Below are 17,266 nucleotides of genomic sequence, written 5' to 3' on the forward strand. Positions count from 1 at the left end.
GGCGCTGTCGCCGACACCGTCCCGAGCCTGTGGATAACTTTCAGCGCAAGGGCGAGGGCAGCGGCTGTTCGGTCCAGATGATCTTGCCTTCGGCCGTGTAGCGGGTGCCCCAGCGTTCGGTGAGCCGGGCGACGAGGAACAGGCCTCGGCCGCCCTCGTCCTCGGTGCGGGCCCGGCGCAGGCGCGGTGAGGTGCTGCTGCCGTCCGAGACCTCGCAGATCAGGGCGCGGTCGCGGAGCAGGCGGAGGTGGACCGGGCCGGTGGCGTGGCGGATGGCGTTGGTGACCAGTTCGCTGGCCACGAGTTCGGTGGTGCAGGCCAGTTCGTCGAGGCCCCAGGCGGCGAGCTGGTCGATGACCGCGGCGCGGGCCCGGGAGACGAACGCCGGATCGCGGGGCACGGGCCACTCGGCGACCTGGTCCGGCCCGAGCGCGCGCGTACGGGCGACCAGCAGAGCCACGTCGTCGCTCGGCCGGGCGGGGAGCAGCGCGTCGAGGACCGCCTCGCAGGTGTCCTCCGGGGCCCGGTCGACGCAGGCCAGGACGGTGTGGAGCCGGTCCATGCCGACGTCGATGTCCCGGAGCCGGTCCTCGATCAACCCGTCGGTGTAGAGCACCAGTTGGCTGCCCTCGGCCAGTTCCAGGTCGACGGTCTCGAAGGGCATCCCGCCGAGTCCCAGCGGCGGCCCCGGCGGCAGATCGACGAAGTCCACCGTGCCGTCGGGACCGACGACCGCCGGAACCGGGTGCCCGGCGCGGGTCAGGGTGCAGCGCCGGGACACCGGGTCGTAGACGGCGTACAGACAGGTCGCGCCGACGATCCCCGAGTCCTGGTGGGTGTTCTCCACGGCCCAGCCCTCGCCCCGGTCCAGCCGTCCGACCAGGTCGTCGAGGTGGGTGAGGAGTTCGTCGGGGGCGAGGTCCAGCGCGCAGAAGTTGTGTACGGCCGTACGCAGCCGTCCCATGGTGGCGGCGGCGTGCAGACCGTGGCCGACGACGTCCCCCACCACCAGCGCGACCCGCGCGCCGGACAACGGGATGACGTCGAACCAGTCCCCGCCCACTCCGGCCTGCGCGGGCAGATAGCGGTAGGCGACCTCGACGGCGGTCTGCTCGGACCGCCCGCGCGGAAGCAGACTGCGTTGGAGGGCGAGCGCGGTGTTGCGTTCGCGGGTGTAGCGGCGGGCGTTGTCGATGCAGATCGCCGCACGTCCGGCCAGTTCCTGGGCGAGCGACAGGTCGTCGTCCTCGAAGGGCGCGGGCCGCTCGGAGCGGTAGAAGACGGCCACGCCGAGGATCGCGCCCCGGGCCCGCAGCGGCACGGCGATCAGCGAGTGGATGCCCGCCCTCAGCGCCCGCTCCCCGCGCGCGGGATCCTGCGCGACCCACCCGCCGTCCACGGTCAGCTCGGGTTCGAGCACCGGCTGCCTGCCCTCCAGGGCGCGGGCCTGCGGCGTCGAGGACACGTACCGGACGGCGGCCCCGACCCCGTACAGCCAGGACCCCTCGTGCACGGCCCCCAGCGCGACCCGGCGCAACGGGGTGTCCGCGCCGAGCAGCCCCGGCTCCTCGCCGCGCAGCACGGAGTCGGGCAGGTCGACGGCGACGAAGTCGGCGAAGCGGGGGACGGCCACCTCCGTCAGTTCCTCGGCGGTGCGGGCGACGTCCAGGGTGGTGCCGATCCGGACCCCGGCGTCGTGCAGCAGCTCCAGCCGCCGCCGGGCCAGCACGGCGAGCCGCCCGACACCGGGTTCACCGACGAGAAGCAGCCACGCGTCGGCATCGGCGGCTGCGTCGGCATCGCCGGCCTCCGAGGGCGGGGCCGGGGGCGGAGCGGGGACGGCACGGAGGACGACGGGAGGCGTCCGGGCCGACTTCACAGACGGTGGCGGCGAGGGCGCGGCCGGGGTGACGGCGGTGGGGCCCGTGTGGCGCAGGCGCGGGCCGCCGAGGACGCGGGCCTCGACGACCACACCCGTCTCACCCGCCGCCCCTCTCACCTGGCGACGCAGCAGGGTGGCGGTCCGGCCGCCGGACAGCACCACTTCGTCGAGGGTGCGGTGCGGGGTGGCGATCAGCTCCTCGGCCTTCTCGCGCAGCACGGCCAGGTCGATCGGGCCGAGCGCGCTGCCGTCGTGGGTGACCCGGTGACCGGGCGGGGCGGGCAGCGGCTGGAGCCGGGACTGCGGCCGGGGCGGCCACCCGCCGCCGTCACCGTCGTGGTCGCCGCCGCGCGCGTGGTGGTCGGCCCGCCGGTACGCGGTGAGCAGCGCCCGCTCCCGCTCCGTGGCCTGCTCCAGCAGCCGCGTCTCGACGTCCCGGACGGCTTCCCGCACCAGCCGCATCATCGCGGGGTCGCCGTCGTCGCGCAGACAGGTGAGGTCGAGGACGGCCTCGATACGGCCGCTGAGGGGGTCGCGGATGGGCGCGCCCGCGCAGGCGAAGGGTTGCAGGCAGTCGGCGAAGTGCTCACGCCCGGCGACATAGACGGGGCTGCGCCCGGCGAGCGCGGTGCCGACGCCGTTCGTGCCGGCGGCCCGCTCGGAGGCGTCGAAACCGGGGGCGAAGTTCACGCCGTCGAGGCGGGCGCGCAGCTTGCGGTCACCGCCGTGGCGCTCGACCATCCGGGCCTGTCCGTCGCACAGCGCGATGGTCGTGTTCAGCTCGGCGAGCGACACGGTCAGCCGCTTCAGCACCGGCTCGACAGCGTGCAGGAACCGGTGGTCCAGCGCCAGGTCCGAGGCATACGGGCTCAGCAGCCGGTCCGGCTCGACGCCCGCGTACCGGCACCGCTTCCATGAGTCGAGCACCGAGTCCCGGACGTCCGAGTCGACCCGCGCACCGGCCAGAAACCGCTCGTGGGCGTCGACGAGCCCACCGATGGCGTCCCAGGCGACGGACAACAGGATCACTTCCCTGGCGTGGACGTGGCGTAGAGGCACGCGACCCACGCGCGGGCCGCCGCGCACGACCCGCCGCACACCGCGAACCGGCCTGCCGAGGGGCCTCCTCCAAGCGGTTCCACTGTAGACCCCTTGTCATAGGAATCATACTTTCACCTGGAATGTCAGCATCCCTCGCGGAAGGTCAGCACCCCCCGTGCCACCCGCCCCGCCTCCGCGTCCGCCGCCGCCTTCTCGAAGTCCTCGACCGGATAGGTCCGCGTGACGAGTTCGTCGAGCAGCAGCCGGCCCGCGCGGTACAGCTCGGCGTACAGGGCGACGTCCCGCTGCGGCCGCGAGGCACCGTAACGGCAGCCCAGGATCGACTTGTCCAGGAACAGGGACGAGACGACGAAGGACGCCTCGGCGGTCGCATGCGGCACCCCGAGCAGCACGGCCTGGCCGTGCCGGTCGAGCAGTTCGATCGCCGTCCGGATCAGCTCGACGCGCCCCACGCACTCGAAGACATGGTCCGCGCCCGTCGGCAGCACCTCCCGCACCCCGTCCGTCGAGGTCAGGAAGTCGGTCGCGCCGAACCGCCGGGCCACCGCCTCCTTCGCCGGGTTCGCGTCGACGGCCACGATCCGCAGCGCGCCCGCGATCCGCGCCCCCTGGAGCACGTTCAGCCCGACCCCGCCGGTCCCGATGACGACGACGCTCTCCCCGTACCCCACGCGCGCGCGGTTGAGCACCGCCCCGACGCCCGTCAGCACCCCGCACCCGATGAGCGCGGCGGACGTCAGCGGGATGTCCTTCGGGATCCGCACCGCCTGTACGGCCTTGACGACCGTCCGCTCGGCGAACGCGGAGTTGGCCGCGAACTGGTACACCGGGCTCCCCGCGCGCGTGAACGGCCGCTGCGGCCGTCCGATGGCCTGCCGGCACATCGTCGGCCGGCCCCGGTCGCACTCCGCGCAGGCACCGCAGTTGGCGAGCGTGGACAGCGCCACATGGTCCCCAGGTATGACATGCGTGACCCCTGAACCGACCGCCGCCACCACCCCCGCACCCTCATGCCCGAGGACGACGGGCACCGGGAAGGGAATCGTCCCGTCCACGACCGACAGATCGCTGTGACACAGCCCCGCCGCCGCGACGGCGACCAGCACCTCACCGGCCCCCGGATCGCGTACGACGAGATCGTCGACGACCTCCGCCCGCTTCCCGTCGAACACCACGCCACGCATCAGACGCCCCCCTTGCGCTCTCCGGGCAGGCCGAGCACGCGCTCGGCGATGATCGTGCGCTGGATCTGGTCCGAGCCGCCGTAGATCGTGTCGGCCCGCGAGAACAGGAACAGGTGCTGCGCGTCGTCGAGTTCGTACGGCGAGGACGGCGACCAGTCCACCGGCCCGACGCCCGCCGCAGCCCCCCGCACCTGCACCGCCACCTCCCCCAGCCGCTGATGCCAGCCCGCCCACAGCAGCTTGGCCACACTCGGCGCACCCGGCCCGCCGTTGCCCCCCAGCGTCCGCAACGCGTTCCACCGCATCGTCCGCAACTCGGCCCACAGCCGCACCAACCGCTCCCGTACGACGGGGTCGTCGGCGGCCCCCGTCTCCACGGCCGTACGCACCACCCGCCCCAACTCGGCGGCGAAGCCGATCTGCTGGGCGAGGGTCGACACGCCGCGTTCGAAGCCGAGGAGACTCATCGCGACCCGCCAGCCGTCGCCCACCGCGCCCACGACATGCTCCACGCGCGCGTGCGCCCCCTCGAAGAAGACCTCGTTGAACTCACTGGTCCCGGTCAACTGCCGGATCGGCCGCACCTCGATCCGCCCCGGCTGATCCATCGGCACGAGCAGAAAACTCAGCCCGCGATGCCGCGTCGACTCCGGGTCGGTACGGGCCAGCACGAAACACCAGTCGGCCTCATGGGCGAGCGAGGTCCAGATCTTCTGCCCACTGACCCGATAAACCCGCCCGTCACCATCGAGCTCGGCCCGCGTCCGAACCCCGGCAAGATCCGACCCGGCCCCCGGCTCGCTGTACCCCTGACACCACAACTCATCCCCAGCGGCAACCGTCGGCAAGAACCGCGCCTTCTGCTCGTCCGTGCCATGCGCGAGAAGGGTGGGCGCGAACAGGTTCTCCCCGATGTGCCCGGACCGCCCCGGCGCCCCCGACCGCGCATACTCCTCGGCCCAGGCGACTTGCTGGGTGAGGGAGCCGGTCCGGTTCCCGTACCCGCCCTCTCCCCACCCGAGCCCGATCCACCCGGCGGCCCCGAGCACCCGCTCCCAAGAACGCCGGTCACCCGATGCAAGCGGAACATGTTCCTCGAGCCAGCCCCGCACTTCGGCACGGAACGAGTCGTCGGCGGACGTAAAACCGAAATCCACGGTGCCCTCCTCGATCAACGGCGAGCCCACCCCACCCAGGGGCGCGGGGAACTGCGCGACCAGCCACGACGAGCCCGCACCCGCCGACCCACAAGCACACCCGAGCTATTGGGCGGCGTTAGGCCGTTCCCCATCCGCCGCAGCCCGCCGCATCTCCTCCACCCGCGCAAGCATCGGCATCGGATCCACCCCCACACTCCCCGGCAGCACCTCCGCGATCCGCTCGGGCGACCACACCCCGTCCGCATAAACCGAACGGAGTTCCCGAGGCTGCGCCCACACCGCGATCTTCGGCCCGGCGACCGTGTACACCTGCCCCGTCACCCCCGCCTCCCGAGCCCGCTCGGACAGCAGGTACACCACCAGCGCGGCCACGTCCTCCGGCTCCCCGATCTCCGCCAACTCCATGGGCACCCCGGCCGACATCCGCGTACGCGCGACGGGAGCGACCGCGTTGGCGGTCACCCCGTACCGGTGCAGGCCCAGCGCGGCGCTCCGTACGAGCGAGATGATCCCGCCCTTGGCAGCGCTGTAGTTGGCCTGCGACACCGACCCCTGATGGTTGCCGCTGGTGAAACCGATCAACGTCCCCGCGCCCTGCTTCCGCATCACCGCCGAGGCCGCCCGGAACACGGTGAACGTGCCTTTCAGATGGGTGGCGACGACCGGGTCCCACTCCTCCTCGGTCATGTTGAACAGCATCCGCTCGCGCAGGATCCCGGCCACGCACACGACCCCGTCGACCCGGCCGTACGACGCCACCGCCACGTCGACGAGCCGCTGACCGCCCGCCATGGTCGAGATGTCGTCGGCGACGGCGACGGCCTCGCCGCCCGCCGCCTCGATCTCCTTGACGACGGCCTCGGCGATCCCGCTCACGGGCGCGGCCCCGTCCACGCCGACGCCGTAGTCGTTGACGACGACCCGCGCGCCCTCCGCCGCCGCCGCGAGTGCCACCGCCCGTCCGATGCCGCGCCCCGCGCCCGTGACGGCGACGACCTTGCCGGCCAAGAAGTTCCCCATGCCCGGCCCCCTCCCACAGTTTCTGACGGACCGTTAGATTTGAGATGCGAGGACTAGATTGACCCGTCAGCCGGTCAGGGACAAGCCCCGGGGAGGCATGGAATGACACTGCCGGTCGAGTTCCACGACATCGCCAAGCGCGTCAACAACTGGGGGCGCTGGGGGGCCGACGACGAGATCGGCACGCTGAACCTGGTCACCGACGACGTCGTCCGCGCGGCCGTCGCCGAGGTCCGCACCGGCCGCCGCGTCCCGCTCGCGCTGCCCCTGCGGGAGGACGGCGTGCAGACCGGGATGATCCCGGGCCGGATCAACCCGCTGCACACCATGGTGCAGATCAACCGGGAGATCTTCGGCCCGGGCACGGTGGCGTGCAGCGACGACGCCGTGACGATGGGCCTCCAGGCCGGCACCCACTGGGACGCGCTGACCCACGTCTCGCACTCGGGGAAGCTCTACAACGGCCGTCCGGCGGCCAGTATCACCGCGCACGGCGGTGCCGAGTTCGGCGGCATCGACAAGGCGCGGCACGTCGTCTCGCGCGGGGTGCTGCTGGACGTGGCACGCGCGCGTGGCGTCGATCGGCTGGCGGGCGGTCACGCGGTCACACCGGAGGACCTGGACGCGGCCGAGGAACTGGCCGGTACGCGCGTGCGCGCCGGCGACATCGTGCTCGTACGGACCGGACAGGTCCAGATCTATCTGGCCGGCGACAAGCAGGGGTACGGCTTCCCCTCGCCGGGGTTGTCGGTGCGCACCCCGGAGTGGTTCCACGCGCGCGATGTGGCCGCCGTGGCGAACGACACCCTGACCTTCGAGATCTTCCCGCCCGAGATCGACGACCTGTGGCTGCCCGTGCACGCGCTCGACCTCGTGGAGATGGGAATGTTGCAGGGCCAGAACTGGAATCTCGAAAAGTTGTCCACAGCCTGTGGAGAAGCGGGCCGCTACGCGTTCCTGCTGTCGGCGATGCCCGAACCCTTCGTCGGCGGAACGGGAACTCCGGTGGCCCCCGTCGCCGTTCTCTGACCGTCACCGTTCTCCGACCAAGGACCGCACCGGACCACACCGGACCACACCGGACCGCGAAAGACCCTGAACGTCGGCTGGCGGTGCGCAGCGCCCGCCCCGAGCACGGCACCGCACACCGCCATCCGCCTCCGGCGTCCGACCCCGACCCCCCTCGGCCCTGAGGGAACCGACGCCGAATCACGACCCACACTCGCCGAGGGCCTCCGTCACCGAAGCCCTCGCCGTCCCCTCACGGCGAATCGCTGAGCACAAGCGTGATCACATGAACACGACGCGTCAACACCCGAACGGGGATTTATCACTTACGCACCCTTTGCGGTGGGCGCGCACGGAAGCACAGCGGGCGCACCGACCCCGGACCGGCCAAGGCCGAGAGCGCTTTCTGCTCCCGTGCCCCCGCCCTGCCGAACCTCCGACACCAGCCACCTCAGACGACCTCGAAGGCGAACCCTTCGAACCCTTCGAGCCCCTCACAAGCCTGCCCCCGACCCGCCACAGCCCTGCCCAGCGCGGCATTGACCGCCGCAGCGGCAGCCGCCGCATCGGCCACGGTCTTGCCGGGCTCGGCCTTACCGGGGCCGGGGCCGGCGCAGCGGTCCAGCTCGCACCAGATCCGCTTGCCCGCGCCCTCGACGCTCCAGCCCCAGCGGTCCGCGAGGCCGTCCACGAGGGCCAGGCCACGGCCGCCGGTCGCCTCGTCACCGGCGCACCGGGGCACCGGGGCCCGGCCGCTGGTGTCGGCCACCTCCAGGCGGACGATGGACGGTTCGCCCGAGCCGTCGACCACCGCCCCGCCGCCCGGCAGGGAGAGCCGCAGCACGGCCGGACAGCCGGTGTGCACGACGGCGTTGGTGACCAACTCGGAGACGAGCAGGATCAACGTCTCGGCGAGCGGCTCCTCGTCTCCTATCCCGGACCCGGCGAGCCGCGAACGGGCCCACCTGCGGGCGCGCCCCACCTCAGCGGGGTCGGGCCGGATCTCCAGTTGCACTTGAAGCACCTGCACCGCTCACACCATCCGAACCGGCGGACACATGGCCGTGCGCCACGCAAGCCACGCGAGCCGCGTGTGCACCATGACGACGGGGGCCACGATCGTAGCCATTTTCTGCATGGCCAGAACAACAGCCAGAGGCAGCGTGACGGAACGTGAATCCCTTACGAGACAGCTTGGTTGACCTACAGTCACCTCAACAAGCGCTTCGGGCATATTCCAGCGCGAAGGAGTACCCGTGCGGGATACTGTGCGACGCTCGTTGCGAAGAGTCGAACAGGCGGGGGCCGGTCGCCCGTCCGCCCAGCGAGTGGCGGCGCGCACCGCCGGATCCGGCTTCACCCCAGGGGTACCGCCGGCATGGCTCATGCTCGGAACCACTCGCATCTCACAGAAGGTACCGGAGCGACCCGCCGACTCCGCCCCGTGACGGGTCACGCATCGGACACAACCCGATATCAACGCTCAGTGATTCCGGTATGCCACAATCCGCGACACCCGTACGACCGCCCGCATGGCCGCCGGTACGGCCCCCCGTCCCACACCCGGCCCAACACCGCAGGCAGCCGCCTTCCGACGCCGCCTGACGTCGTGAAACACCGCCAAAAAACCCTCAGCGGCCCGCTCCTGACAGCAGGTCAGCGGCGAGCAGTTCCTCACTCTCCGTGCCGCCGCCCGCACGTCGGGTGCGCACCCAGGCCCGTTTGAGCAGGAGGTGTACGTCCGCCTCCCAGGTGAACCCCATCCCGCCGTACACCTGTAGACAGTCGCGCGCGCCGCGTACGGCGGCCTCGTCGGCGAGGAGTCGGGCGGCCGCGATGTCGGCCGGGTCGGCGGTGACGGCGGCCGCGTAGACCGCCGCGCGGGCCACCTCGACCCGTACCAGCAGCTCCGCGCACAGATGCTTGACCGCCTGGAAGGCACCGATCGGCTGCCCGAACTGCTCACGCGTCCGGGCGTGTTGCACGGCGAGCTCGCACGCGCGCGTGGCCGTGCCGAGCTGCTCGGCGGCGGTGAGGAGGACGGCGACGGGGTCCACGGCGACCACCGCGCCCGGAACCCGGTGCAGCGGCGTCGACGGATCCACCGACCGCACCCGCACAGGCTCGCCCGCACCCCCTCCCGCGTCGCCTAGTACGACGTCCGCCGCCGCGAGCCACTCCACCAGCCCGCCGCCGTCGACGGCGGCGACGACCGTCTCGCCGTCGGCCGCGCCGGGCACGTGTCCCGCCGCGAGGTGGGTGGCGAGCAGCGGCCCGGGCAGCAGGACGCGGCCCGCCTCCTCGAAGGCCAACACCGCTTCGGGCAGCCCGAGTCCGACGCCGCCGGCCGCCTCGGGCAGCCGCAGCGCGAAGAACCCGGCCGCCCCCAGCTCCCGCCACAGCGCCCGGTCCAGCCGCCCCGGCCGGTCCACGGCGGCCCGCAGCGCCGTACGGTCGAAGCGGCGCGCCAGCAGCCCCCGTACCCCGTCCCGCAGCGCCCGCTGATCCTCCGTCAGTTGAAAACGCATGGCGGAGAGTTCACCACCCCTCACCGTCCCTTCGGGAGGCCGAGGATCCGCTCGGCCACGATGTCGCGCTGGATCTGCGAGGTGCCGGCCGCGATGGTGTACGAGAGGGAGGAGAGCCGGTCGCGGGTCCAGGGGTGGTCGAGGTCCAGGGAGGCGTCGCCCAGGACGTCGGCGGCGGTGTCGTACAGCTCCTGGCGCGCCTGCGAGTACCTCAGTTTGAAAACCGAACCCGCTACGCCCGGCAGGCCGCCCGTGGTCTGCGCCTCGCTCACGTTCCACTGCGTCAGCCGCCACAGCGCCCGGAACTCGGCGTTGAGGCGGCCCAGCCGCCGCCGTAGGGCGGGATCGTCCCAGCGGCCGTCGCTCCGTGCCTCGCGGGCGAGTTCGCCCAGCACGCGGCGGCAGGCGACGACCTCGCCCACGAAGGCGGTGCCGCGCTCGAAGGACAGCGTCACCATCGTGACGCGCCAGCCGTCGTTCTCCTCGCCCACCCGGTTGCCGACCGGTACCCGCACCTCGTCGAGGAACACCTCGGCGAACTCGGCCGACCCGGCGAGCGTGCGCAGCGGCCGTACGGTGATCCCCGGGGCGTCCATCGGCATCGCCAGCCAGGTGATGCCCCGGTGCTTCGGGGCGTCCGGGTCGGTGCGCACCAACAGCTCGCACCAGTCGGCGACTTCCGCGTGCGAGGTCCAGATCTTGGAGCCGCTCACCACGTAGTCGTCGCCGTCGCGCCACGCGCGCGTGCGCAGCGCCGCGAGGTCGGACCCGGCGTCGGGCTCGCTGAAGCCCTGGCACCAGACCTCCTCGCCGCGCAGGATCGGCGGCAGCCACCGCTCCCGCTGCCCGGCCGTCCCCTCGGCGGCGATCGTCGGCCCGGCGTGCAGCAGCCCGACGAAACCGGCCCCCACATAGGGCGCGCCCGCCTTCTCCGTCTCCTCCAGGAAGATCAGCCGGACGGTCGGGGAGGCGCCCCAGTGGACGTCGCCGTACCCGGCGTCGTAAAGCGTGCGCTGCCAGCCGAGGTCGTAGGCGCGGCGGGCGGGCCAGTCGTCCGGGGACGGCTGCGGCGGGAGCGTCGGCAGCGCCTTGCCGAGCCACTCCCGCAGCCGGGCCCGGAACTCGGCGTCCTCGGCACTGTCGGAAAGATCCATGGCAAGCCCCCTGATCCCCAAATCCTCGATCCCCGACCCGGCTACTTGTCGAGGTCCAGGTCCAGCATGCGGATCGCGTTGCCCCGCATCAGCTTGTAGACCGTCTCGTCGTCGAGGCCCTTGACGTGGTCGAGGGCGACCTCCTTGGTGTGCGGGAAGGTCGAGTCGACGTGCGGGTAGTCGGTCTCGAAGGTCGCGTTGTCGCGGCCCACCACATCGAGTGACGCCACTCCGTGTTTGTCGCGGAAGAAGCAGCAGAAGATCTGCCGGTAGTAGTACGTCGACGGCGGCTCGGGGACGAGGTCTCTGACCCCGCCCCACGCGCGGTGCTCCTCCCACACGTCGTCGGCGCGCTCCAGGGCGTACGGGATCCAGCCCATCTGGCCCTCGGAGTAGGCGAGTTTGAGGCGCGGGAAGCGGACCAGGACCCCGCTGAACAGGTAGTCCATCATCGAGGCCATCGCGTTGTTGAACGACAGGGACGCCTGGACGGCCGGCGGCGCGTCCGGGGAGGCGGCCGGCATCTGCGACGACGAACCGATGTGCATGTTGACGACCGTCCCCGTCTCCTCGCACACCGCGAAGAACGGGTCCCAGTACCCGGAGTGGATCGACGGCAACCCCAGATGGCTGGGGATCTCGGAGAACGTCACCGCGCGCACCCCACGGGCCGCGTTGCGCCGGATCTCCGCCACCGCCAGACCGACGTCCCACAGCGGGATCAGGCACAGCGGGATCAGCCGTCCGCCGCTGCCCCCGCACCACTCCGCGACCATCCAGTCGTTGTAGGCGCGCACACACGCCAGCGCGACCTCCTTGTCGTGCGCCTCGGCGAACGTCTGCCCGCAGAAACGCGGGAAGGACGGGAAGCAGAGGGACGCCTCGACATGGTTGAGATCCATGTCGGCCAGCCGCGCCTTCGGGTCCCAGCAGCCGCGCCGCATCTCCTCCCGGGTGATCCCCTCCAGCGTCATCTGGTCCCGGTCGAACCCGACGGCGGCGATGTTGCGCTTGTACGGGAACTTCAGGTCCTCGTAGATCCACCAGTCGGTGGGCTGGCCGTCCGGGTCCATCGTGATCCGGTACTTCCCGGCGACGTAGGCCAGCTCGCCGATCCCGGCGGTGAGGGGCTGCGGGCCCCGGTCCCGGTACTTGCGCGGCAGCCAGGTCGCGAAGAGGTGCGCGGGCTCGATCACGTGGTCGTCGACGCTGATGATGCGGGGCAGTTCCGTCATGGGTCCCCTCCGGCCTGAGGTTCCGGTTCGTTCCGGTTCGTTCCGGTTCGCGAGCCACGGTTTCTGATGGTGGTTTCTGACGGACACGGTTTCTGATGGACCGTCAGATATGGCTTCCCTGGAAGGCTAGCCCCGCGACTATGGACCGACAAGCCGACCAGCCCTACGCTCTGCCCACGATCTGACTGCCCGTCAGTTACCTGCCGGTCGGTCATCTGTCCGTCAGTCACCGGCAGGGGGCCGCCGTGAACGACACCGCCCATGAGCTGAGTTCGTCCCGCACCCTCTGGGACCTCCTCGCGCGCCGTGCCGACCTCACCCCCGACCGCCCCGTCCTCCTCCAGGAGGAGCGCGCGCTGACCTTCGGTGCGTTGCGCGCGAGCGCCGAGCGGGTCGCGGCAGGCCTGTACGACCTGGGCGTACGCCCAGGCACGGTCGTCGCCTGGCAGTTGCCCACCCGCCTCGAAACGGCCGTCCTGTCCTTCGCGCTGGCCCGCCTGGGGGCCGTGCAGTCGCCCGTCATCCCGTTCTACCGCGACCGCGAGGTCGGCTTCGCGCTGCGCGAGTCGAAGGCGGAGTTCTTCGCGGTGCCGGGCGTGTGGCGGGGCTTCGACCACACCGAGATGGCCCGCAGGCTGGGCGCGAAGGGCGTCTTCGAGGCGTACGACGACCTCCCCGAGGGCGATCCCGCCGGCCTCCCCGCCCCGCCCGCCGAGGGCACCTCGGTCCGCTGGATCTACTGGACCTCGGGCACCACCAGCGACCCCAAGGGCGTGCTGCACACCGACCGTTCGCTGATCGCGGGCGGGTCGTGCCTCGCGCACGCGCTGCGCCTGTCCGGCGACGACGTGGGCTCGATGGCGTTCCCGTACGCCCACATCGCCGGCCCCGACTACACCGTCATGCTCCTGCTGTACGGCTTCCCGGCAGTCATGTTCGAGCACTTCGCGCTGCCGGACGCGCTGGCGGAGTACCGGCGGCACGGGGTGACCGTCGCGGGCGGGTCGACGGCGTTCTACTCGATGTTCCTCGCCGAGCAGCGCAAGCGGCCGGGCGTCCCCGTGATCCCCTCGCTGCGGCTCCTCGCGGGCGGCGGAGCGCCCAAGCCGCCGGAGGTGTACCACGCGGTCGTGCGCGAGCTGGGCGTGCAGCTCACGCACGGGTACGGGATGACCGAGGTGCCGATGATCACCATGGGCGCGCCGGACGACACCCCGGAGAACCTCGCGACGACGGAGGGGCGACCGCCCGAGGGCATGGAGATACGCGTCGCGGCGGGCGGGGAGGTACGACTGCGCGGCGAGGCGGTGTGCCAGGGGTACCTGGACCCCGCCCAGACCGCCGAGGCCTTCGACGCGGACGGCTTCCTGCGCACCGGCGACCTGGGGCGCATGACCGACAGCGGGCACCTCGTCCTCACCGGGCGGCTGAAGGACGTCATCATCCGCAAGGGGGAGAACGTGTCGGCCAAGGAGATCGAGGACCTGCTCGCCGCCCACCCGTCCGTCGGCGACGTGGCGGTGATCGGCCTGCCGGACGCGGAGCGCGGGGAGCTGGTGTGCGCGGTGGTGGAAGGGGTGGGGGAGCCGTTGACGCTGGCGGCGGTGACCTCGTATCTGCGCGCGGCCGGGCTGTCCGTCCACAAGCTGCCGGAGCGGCTGGAGGTGGTGGACGCCCTACCGCGCAACGAGACGCTCCGGAAGGTGCTGAAGTACAAGCTCCGTGAGCGCTATTCGGGGTGAGAACTGTTCGGGGTCAGCGCTATTCGGCGACGGTGAAGTAGCGGGCGAAGGCGGGGATGATCTCGGCCTCGCCGACCTTGCCGTCCGCGTCGGCGTCGAGGGCCGCGGCGGCCGTCCGGGCGACCTCGTCGGGGGCTCCGAGGGCCCTCAGGACCCGTACGGTGTCGTCGACCGTGGCCCGGCCGTCGCCGTCGGCGTCCGCGATGTCCAGGGCCGCGTGCAGGAAGGGGCGGGCGATCTCGGCGAACCGCTCCGGGTTGTCGTGCAGGCGCTTGACCGCGCCGCCCACGAACTCCTCCCGGGTGATGCGCTGGTCGCCGTCCCGGTCGGCGATGCCGGCCATGCCCTGCCAGAACGCCTCGGCGCCCGCGTACAGGGCCTGCCCCTTGTCGGAACGGGCCGCGGTGGCGAACTCGGCGAGCAGCGCCTTGGCCGCCGCGCTGAAGTCCGTCCGGTCGATGTAGCCGTTGCCGACCCGGTCGAAGGTGGCGAACCGGGCGGCGATCCTGCGCTCGTACTCACTGCTGACCATGTCTTCTCGGGCCGCCTTACGTCGTCGCGGGGGGGATGCTTCAGGTCAGGAGCGTACGACGCCGGCGACGCCCCGGCAGCGAGAAGGTGACGGCTGTGTCAAGACCGGGGGAATTCCGGGACGCGGGTGTCGCACACGCCACCCTCTGGCGGAGTGCGGCTCCTCCCCAGGCACAGAGCGGCTCCTCCCTCAGGCGGAGAGCGGCTCCGTCCCTTCGTCCAGCGCCGCCTCGAGGTCGCCGTAGACGTCGAAGAGGCGGCGGACGCCCAGCGCGCCCAGGACCCGGTTGACGTGGGAGTCCTCGGCCGCGCCCCGCGCGGGGAGGATCAGGCGCAGCCGTCCCCGGCAGGAGCGCATGAGACGGCGGGCGGCGATGAGGACACCGACGCCGCTGGAGTCGCAGAAGTACACCTCGGAGAGGTCCAGGACGAGACTGTGGCGGCCCTCGGCCACCTCGTCGTGCACCCGCTGACGCAGCGCCGGCGACGTCACCAGGTCCAGCTCGCCCGACACGTGGAGCACGGCCCATCCGCCCTGCTCGCCGCCGGTCACTTTGAAGGCCACCACCACGCCTTTCGCTCGCTGTGAACGGAAGCTGCCCCTTCGCTTCCTTGCAGCGCGGCTGCCCAGCGGCTGTGCCCCGAAACACCGAAGCAAAAACCGAAAGGAAGGGAAACGAAGGGAAAGAGGCTTGTTTCCGTCACATGTAGTCCGGTTCGATCTGTAACTGTCGGGTAGGCGCGGCCCATACCAGGTGCTCGCGGCCCCGGGGCGTGCTTTGAAACAAAGGGGCGTGCGTTGTCAGACGTGCCGACTACATTCGAGGTGACGGTGGACGCAGTCTGGGCACAAGCACGGACACAGGTACACGCACGGACACAGGTACGGGCACGAGTGCAGGCATGGGCAGGGGTGAGGGGGCCGCATGGCGAAGAAGGACGCACCGCCCCGCTGGGACCGCAAGATGCAGCAGCGACTCGCACGCGGTGAGGCGGCCGCCCTCGGCGAGCTGTACGACCGTTTCGCCTCCCTCGTGCACGGTCTCGCCCACCGCGTGCTCGGAGACGAAGGGGCGGCCGACGGCGTCACCCGCGAGGTCTTCGCCCACGTCTGGGAGAACCCCGACGCCTACGACCCCAAGCAGGGCCCGTTGCGCACCTGGGTCGCCGCGTTGACGCACCGCCTCGCCGTGCAGCGACTGCGCGCCACCGAGACCGCCGCGCTGGCCGAGACCAGCCACGGCTCCGCCGCGGCCACCGAGGAACTGGAGCGCAGGGTGCGCCACGCCTCCGTCGCCGCCCGCGCCGACTACATCGTCCAGGCCATGCCCGCCCCGCTGCGCGCCGCCCTGGAACTGGCCTACTTCCAGCGCCGCGACTACCGCCAGACCGCGGCCGACCTCGGCGTCACCGAGGACGAGGCCCGCCGCCGCCTGCGCCTCGGCCTGCAACTCCTCTCCACGGCCCACGACACCGCGCCCCCAGGGTCACCGCCCGGCTACGGAGGTGCGGCGTGACCGGCCCGACCGACCACGCGCCGCGGCACGACGGCGAGCAGGCGGCGGCCCCGCAACCGCTCCGGCTCGAGCACCCGGTGCTCAAGGCCCTGCTGGGCGCGTGGGCGCTGGCCGCCTGCTCGGCCGAGGAGACGGCGGCCGTCGAGGACCACCTCGGCGACTGCGGAGCCTGCGCCGACGAGGCACGGCGACTGCGCGAGGCGGTCGGCCTGCTCCAGCGCCCGGAAAGCCTCGACCTCGACCCCGGCCTGCGCACCCGCGTCCTGGACTCCTGCCTGGGCCGCCGCCCGCCCCGCATCCCGGTCCCGTCCTGGGCGACGCCGTACGACGCCGAGACCGCCCGGCTCGACGCCCTCCTCCAGGACTTCGGCGACGCCGAGTGGCACGCGCCCGTACGGCTGCGCTGGTTCCGCGGCGACGGCGAGACATACCGCCGCACGACCGTCGCAGGCGTCATCGCCCACCTACTGGCCGTGGACGGCCTGGTAGCGGCGGCCCTGGGCCTGGACGACCCGATGGCAGCCGCAGAAAAACCACAAGACGGAACGCCGGAAGGGACGACGGAACAGACAACTGGACAGGGGGAGGACAGGGAGGACAGGGAGGGCCCGGCGGAACGCACGGAGGCGCTCTGGACGGGCTCGCACTACCCGCCCACCCGCTCCGTGCGCGCCCCCTGGCGCGAACAGACCCACGCCCTCGTCCGCACGGTGTCCTTCACCGGCGACGGCCCCGGCACCCTGCCGGTCTCGTACGGCGACTTCGAACTCCCCCTGCGGGACGCGATGTTGGACCGCGCCTTCGAGTGCTGGGTACACGCCGAGGACATCGCGGACGCGGTCCACTACCCCTACGCGCCGCCCGCCCCGCGCCACCTGCACAGCATGATCGACCTGGCCGCGCGCATGCTGCCGGAAACCCTCGCGGCCCGCCGCCGAGCCGGCCTGGCCACCCCCTCGTCCACCCGCCACCTGGTGACCGCAGGGCGCCCCGGCCGCAGCCTCCGCCTGGAGATCGAGGGCTCGGGCGGCGGCCAGTGGCTGATCCCCCTGGACTCCCCCGGCGCGGTCGGCTCCGCCGCCCACGAGGTGGCCCACGTAGCCCTGGACGACGTCGAATTCTGCCGCCTGGCCGCCGGCCACGTCTCCCCGGAGGAAGCGGCGGCGGGCCAACTCGGAGACCGAGACGCGATCAGAGACGTACTGTTCGCGGCAGCGGCACTGAGCCGGATGTGAGAGCGACG

Annotated in this window: 14 protein-coding genes; 4 read left to right on the top strand and 10 right to left on the bottom strand. The window is 72.2% G+C overall.

Annotated features, from left to right (window positions below):
* Positions 1 to 40: 40 nt before the first annotated feature.
* The 4 genes from BMZ82_RS13460 to BMZ82_RS13475 all read right to left on the bottom strand — a co-directional run bounded on the left by BMZ82_RS13460 (position 41) and on the right by BMZ82_RS13475 (position 6,308).
* A complete protein-coding gene (locus tag BMZ82_RS13460; protein ID WP_256251895.1) occupies positions 41 to 2,911 on the bottom strand; it encodes a SpoIIE family protein phosphatase in 2,871 nt (956 codons plus the stop codon).
* A gap of 155 nt (positions 2,912 to 3,066) precedes the next feature.
* Positions 3,067 to 4,128, bottom strand: coding sequence for an alcohol dehydrogenase catalytic domain-containing protein (locus BMZ82_RS13465; RefSeq protein WP_093775220.1), 1,062 nt, complete (start codon positions 4,126 to 4,128; stop codon positions 3,067 to 3,069).
* A complete protein-coding gene (locus tag BMZ82_RS13470; protein ID WP_093775222.1) occupies positions 4,128 to 5,285 on the bottom strand; it encodes an acyl-CoA dehydrogenase family protein in 1,158 nt (385 codons plus the stop codon). Before BMZ82_RS13470 ends, BMZ82_RS13465 begins: the two co-directional genes overlap by 1 nt.
* A gap of 105 nt (positions 5,286 to 5,390) precedes the next feature.
* On the bottom strand, positions 5,391 to 6,308 hold the full coding sequence (locus BMZ82_RS13475) for an SDR family NAD(P)-dependent oxidoreductase (protein WP_093775224.1): 918 nt from the start codon (positions 6,306 to 6,308) through the stop codon (positions 5,391 to 5,393).
* Between the two features lie 102 nt (positions 6,309 to 6,410).
* Here BMZ82_RS13475 and BMZ82_RS13480 point away from each other — a divergent pair, with 102 nt between their 5' ends.
* Positions 6,411 to 7,337: a cyclase family protein gene (locus tag BMZ82_RS13480; protein WP_093775226.1), complete on the top strand. Its 927-nt coding sequence runs from the start codon at positions 6,411 to 6,413 to the stop codon at positions 7,335 to 7,337.
* A gap of 430 nt (positions 7,338 to 7,767) precedes the next feature.
* Here the strand turns inward: BMZ82_RS13480 and BMZ82_RS13485 are convergent, their stop codons facing one another.
* The 4 genes from BMZ82_RS13485 to BMZ82_RS13505 form a co-directional block, all read right to left on the bottom strand.
* Positions 7,768 to 8,331 (bottom strand): ATP-binding protein, encoded by a 564-nt coding sequence (locus tag BMZ82_RS13485; RefSeq protein WP_093775228.1) that lies wholly within the window; start codon positions 8,329 to 8,331, stop codon positions 7,768 to 7,770.
* A gap of 616 nt (positions 8,332 to 8,947) precedes the next feature.
* The gene (locus BMZ82_RS13495) at positions 8,948 to 9,844 is read right to left on the bottom strand and encodes an acyl-CoA dehydrogenase family protein (RefSeq protein WP_093775232.1); all 897 of its coding nucleotides are present in this window, start codon (positions 9,842 to 9,844) and stop codon (positions 8,948 to 8,950) included.
* Positions 9,845 to 9,864: 20 nt separating this feature from the next.
* Positions 9,865 to 10,998, bottom strand: a complete 1,134-nt coding sequence (locus BMZ82_RS13500; RefSeq protein WP_093775234.1) for an acyl-CoA dehydrogenase — start codon at positions 10,996 to 10,998, stop codon at positions 9,865 to 9,867.
* A 41-nt stretch (positions 10,999 to 11,039) separates the two neighbouring features.
* Positions 11,040 to 12,233 carry an amidohydrolase family protein gene (locus tag BMZ82_RS13505; protein ID WP_093775236.1) on the bottom strand — a complete coding sequence of 398 codons (1,194 nt, stop codon included), beginning with the start codon at positions 12,231 to 12,233 and terminating at the stop codon, positions 11,040 to 11,042.
* 245 nt (positions 12,234 to 12,478) lie between these two features.
* Between BMZ82_RS13505 and BMZ82_RS13510 the strand changes: the two genes are divergently transcribed.
* The gene (locus BMZ82_RS13510; protein ID WP_093775238.1) at positions 12,479 to 13,975 is read left to right on the top strand and encodes a class I adenylate-forming enzyme family protein; all 1,497 of its coding nucleotides are present in this window, start codon (positions 12,479 to 12,481) and stop codon (positions 13,973 to 13,975) included.
* 19 nt (positions 13,976 to 13,994) lie between these two features.
* On the opposite strand, the gene BMZ82_RS13515 is transcribed toward BMZ82_RS13510, so the two are convergent.
* A complete protein-coding gene (locus BMZ82_RS13515; protein ID WP_093775240.1) occupies positions 13,995 to 14,507 on the bottom strand; it encodes an EF-hand domain-containing protein in 513 nt (170 codons plus the stop codon).
* A 189-nt stretch (positions 14,508 to 14,696) separates the two neighbouring features.
* Positions 14,697 to 15,077, bottom strand: a complete 381-nt coding sequence (locus BMZ82_RS13520) for an STAS domain-containing protein (RefSeq protein WP_093775242.1) — start codon at positions 15,075 to 15,077, stop codon at positions 14,697 to 14,699.
* Between the two features lie 355 nt (positions 15,078 to 15,432).
* On the opposite strand from BMZ82_RS13520, the gene BMZ82_RS13525 reads away from it, so the two are divergent.
* Positions 15,433 to 16,023 carry a sigma-70 family RNA polymerase sigma factor gene (locus BMZ82_RS13525; RefSeq protein ID WP_093775244.1) on the top strand — a complete coding sequence of 197 codons (591 nt, stop codon included), beginning with the start codon at positions 15,433 to 15,435 and terminating at the stop codon, positions 16,021 to 16,023.
* Positions 16,020 to 17,258 (top strand): maleylpyruvate isomerase N-terminal domain-containing protein, encoded by a 1,239-nt coding sequence (locus tag BMZ82_RS13530; RefSeq protein ID WP_107487660.1) that lies wholly within the window; start codon positions 16,020 to 16,022, stop codon positions 17,256 to 17,258. Before BMZ82_RS13525 ends, BMZ82_RS13530 begins: the two co-directional genes overlap by 4 nt.
* The last annotated feature ends 8 nt before the right edge of the window (positions 17,259 to 17,266 follow it).

The sequence above is a fragment of the Streptomyces sp. yr375 genome, from assembly GCF_900110755.1.
In the GTDB taxonomy this organism is placed as follows: domain Bacteria; phylum Actinomycetota; class Actinomycetes; order Streptomycetales; family Streptomycetaceae; genus Streptomyces.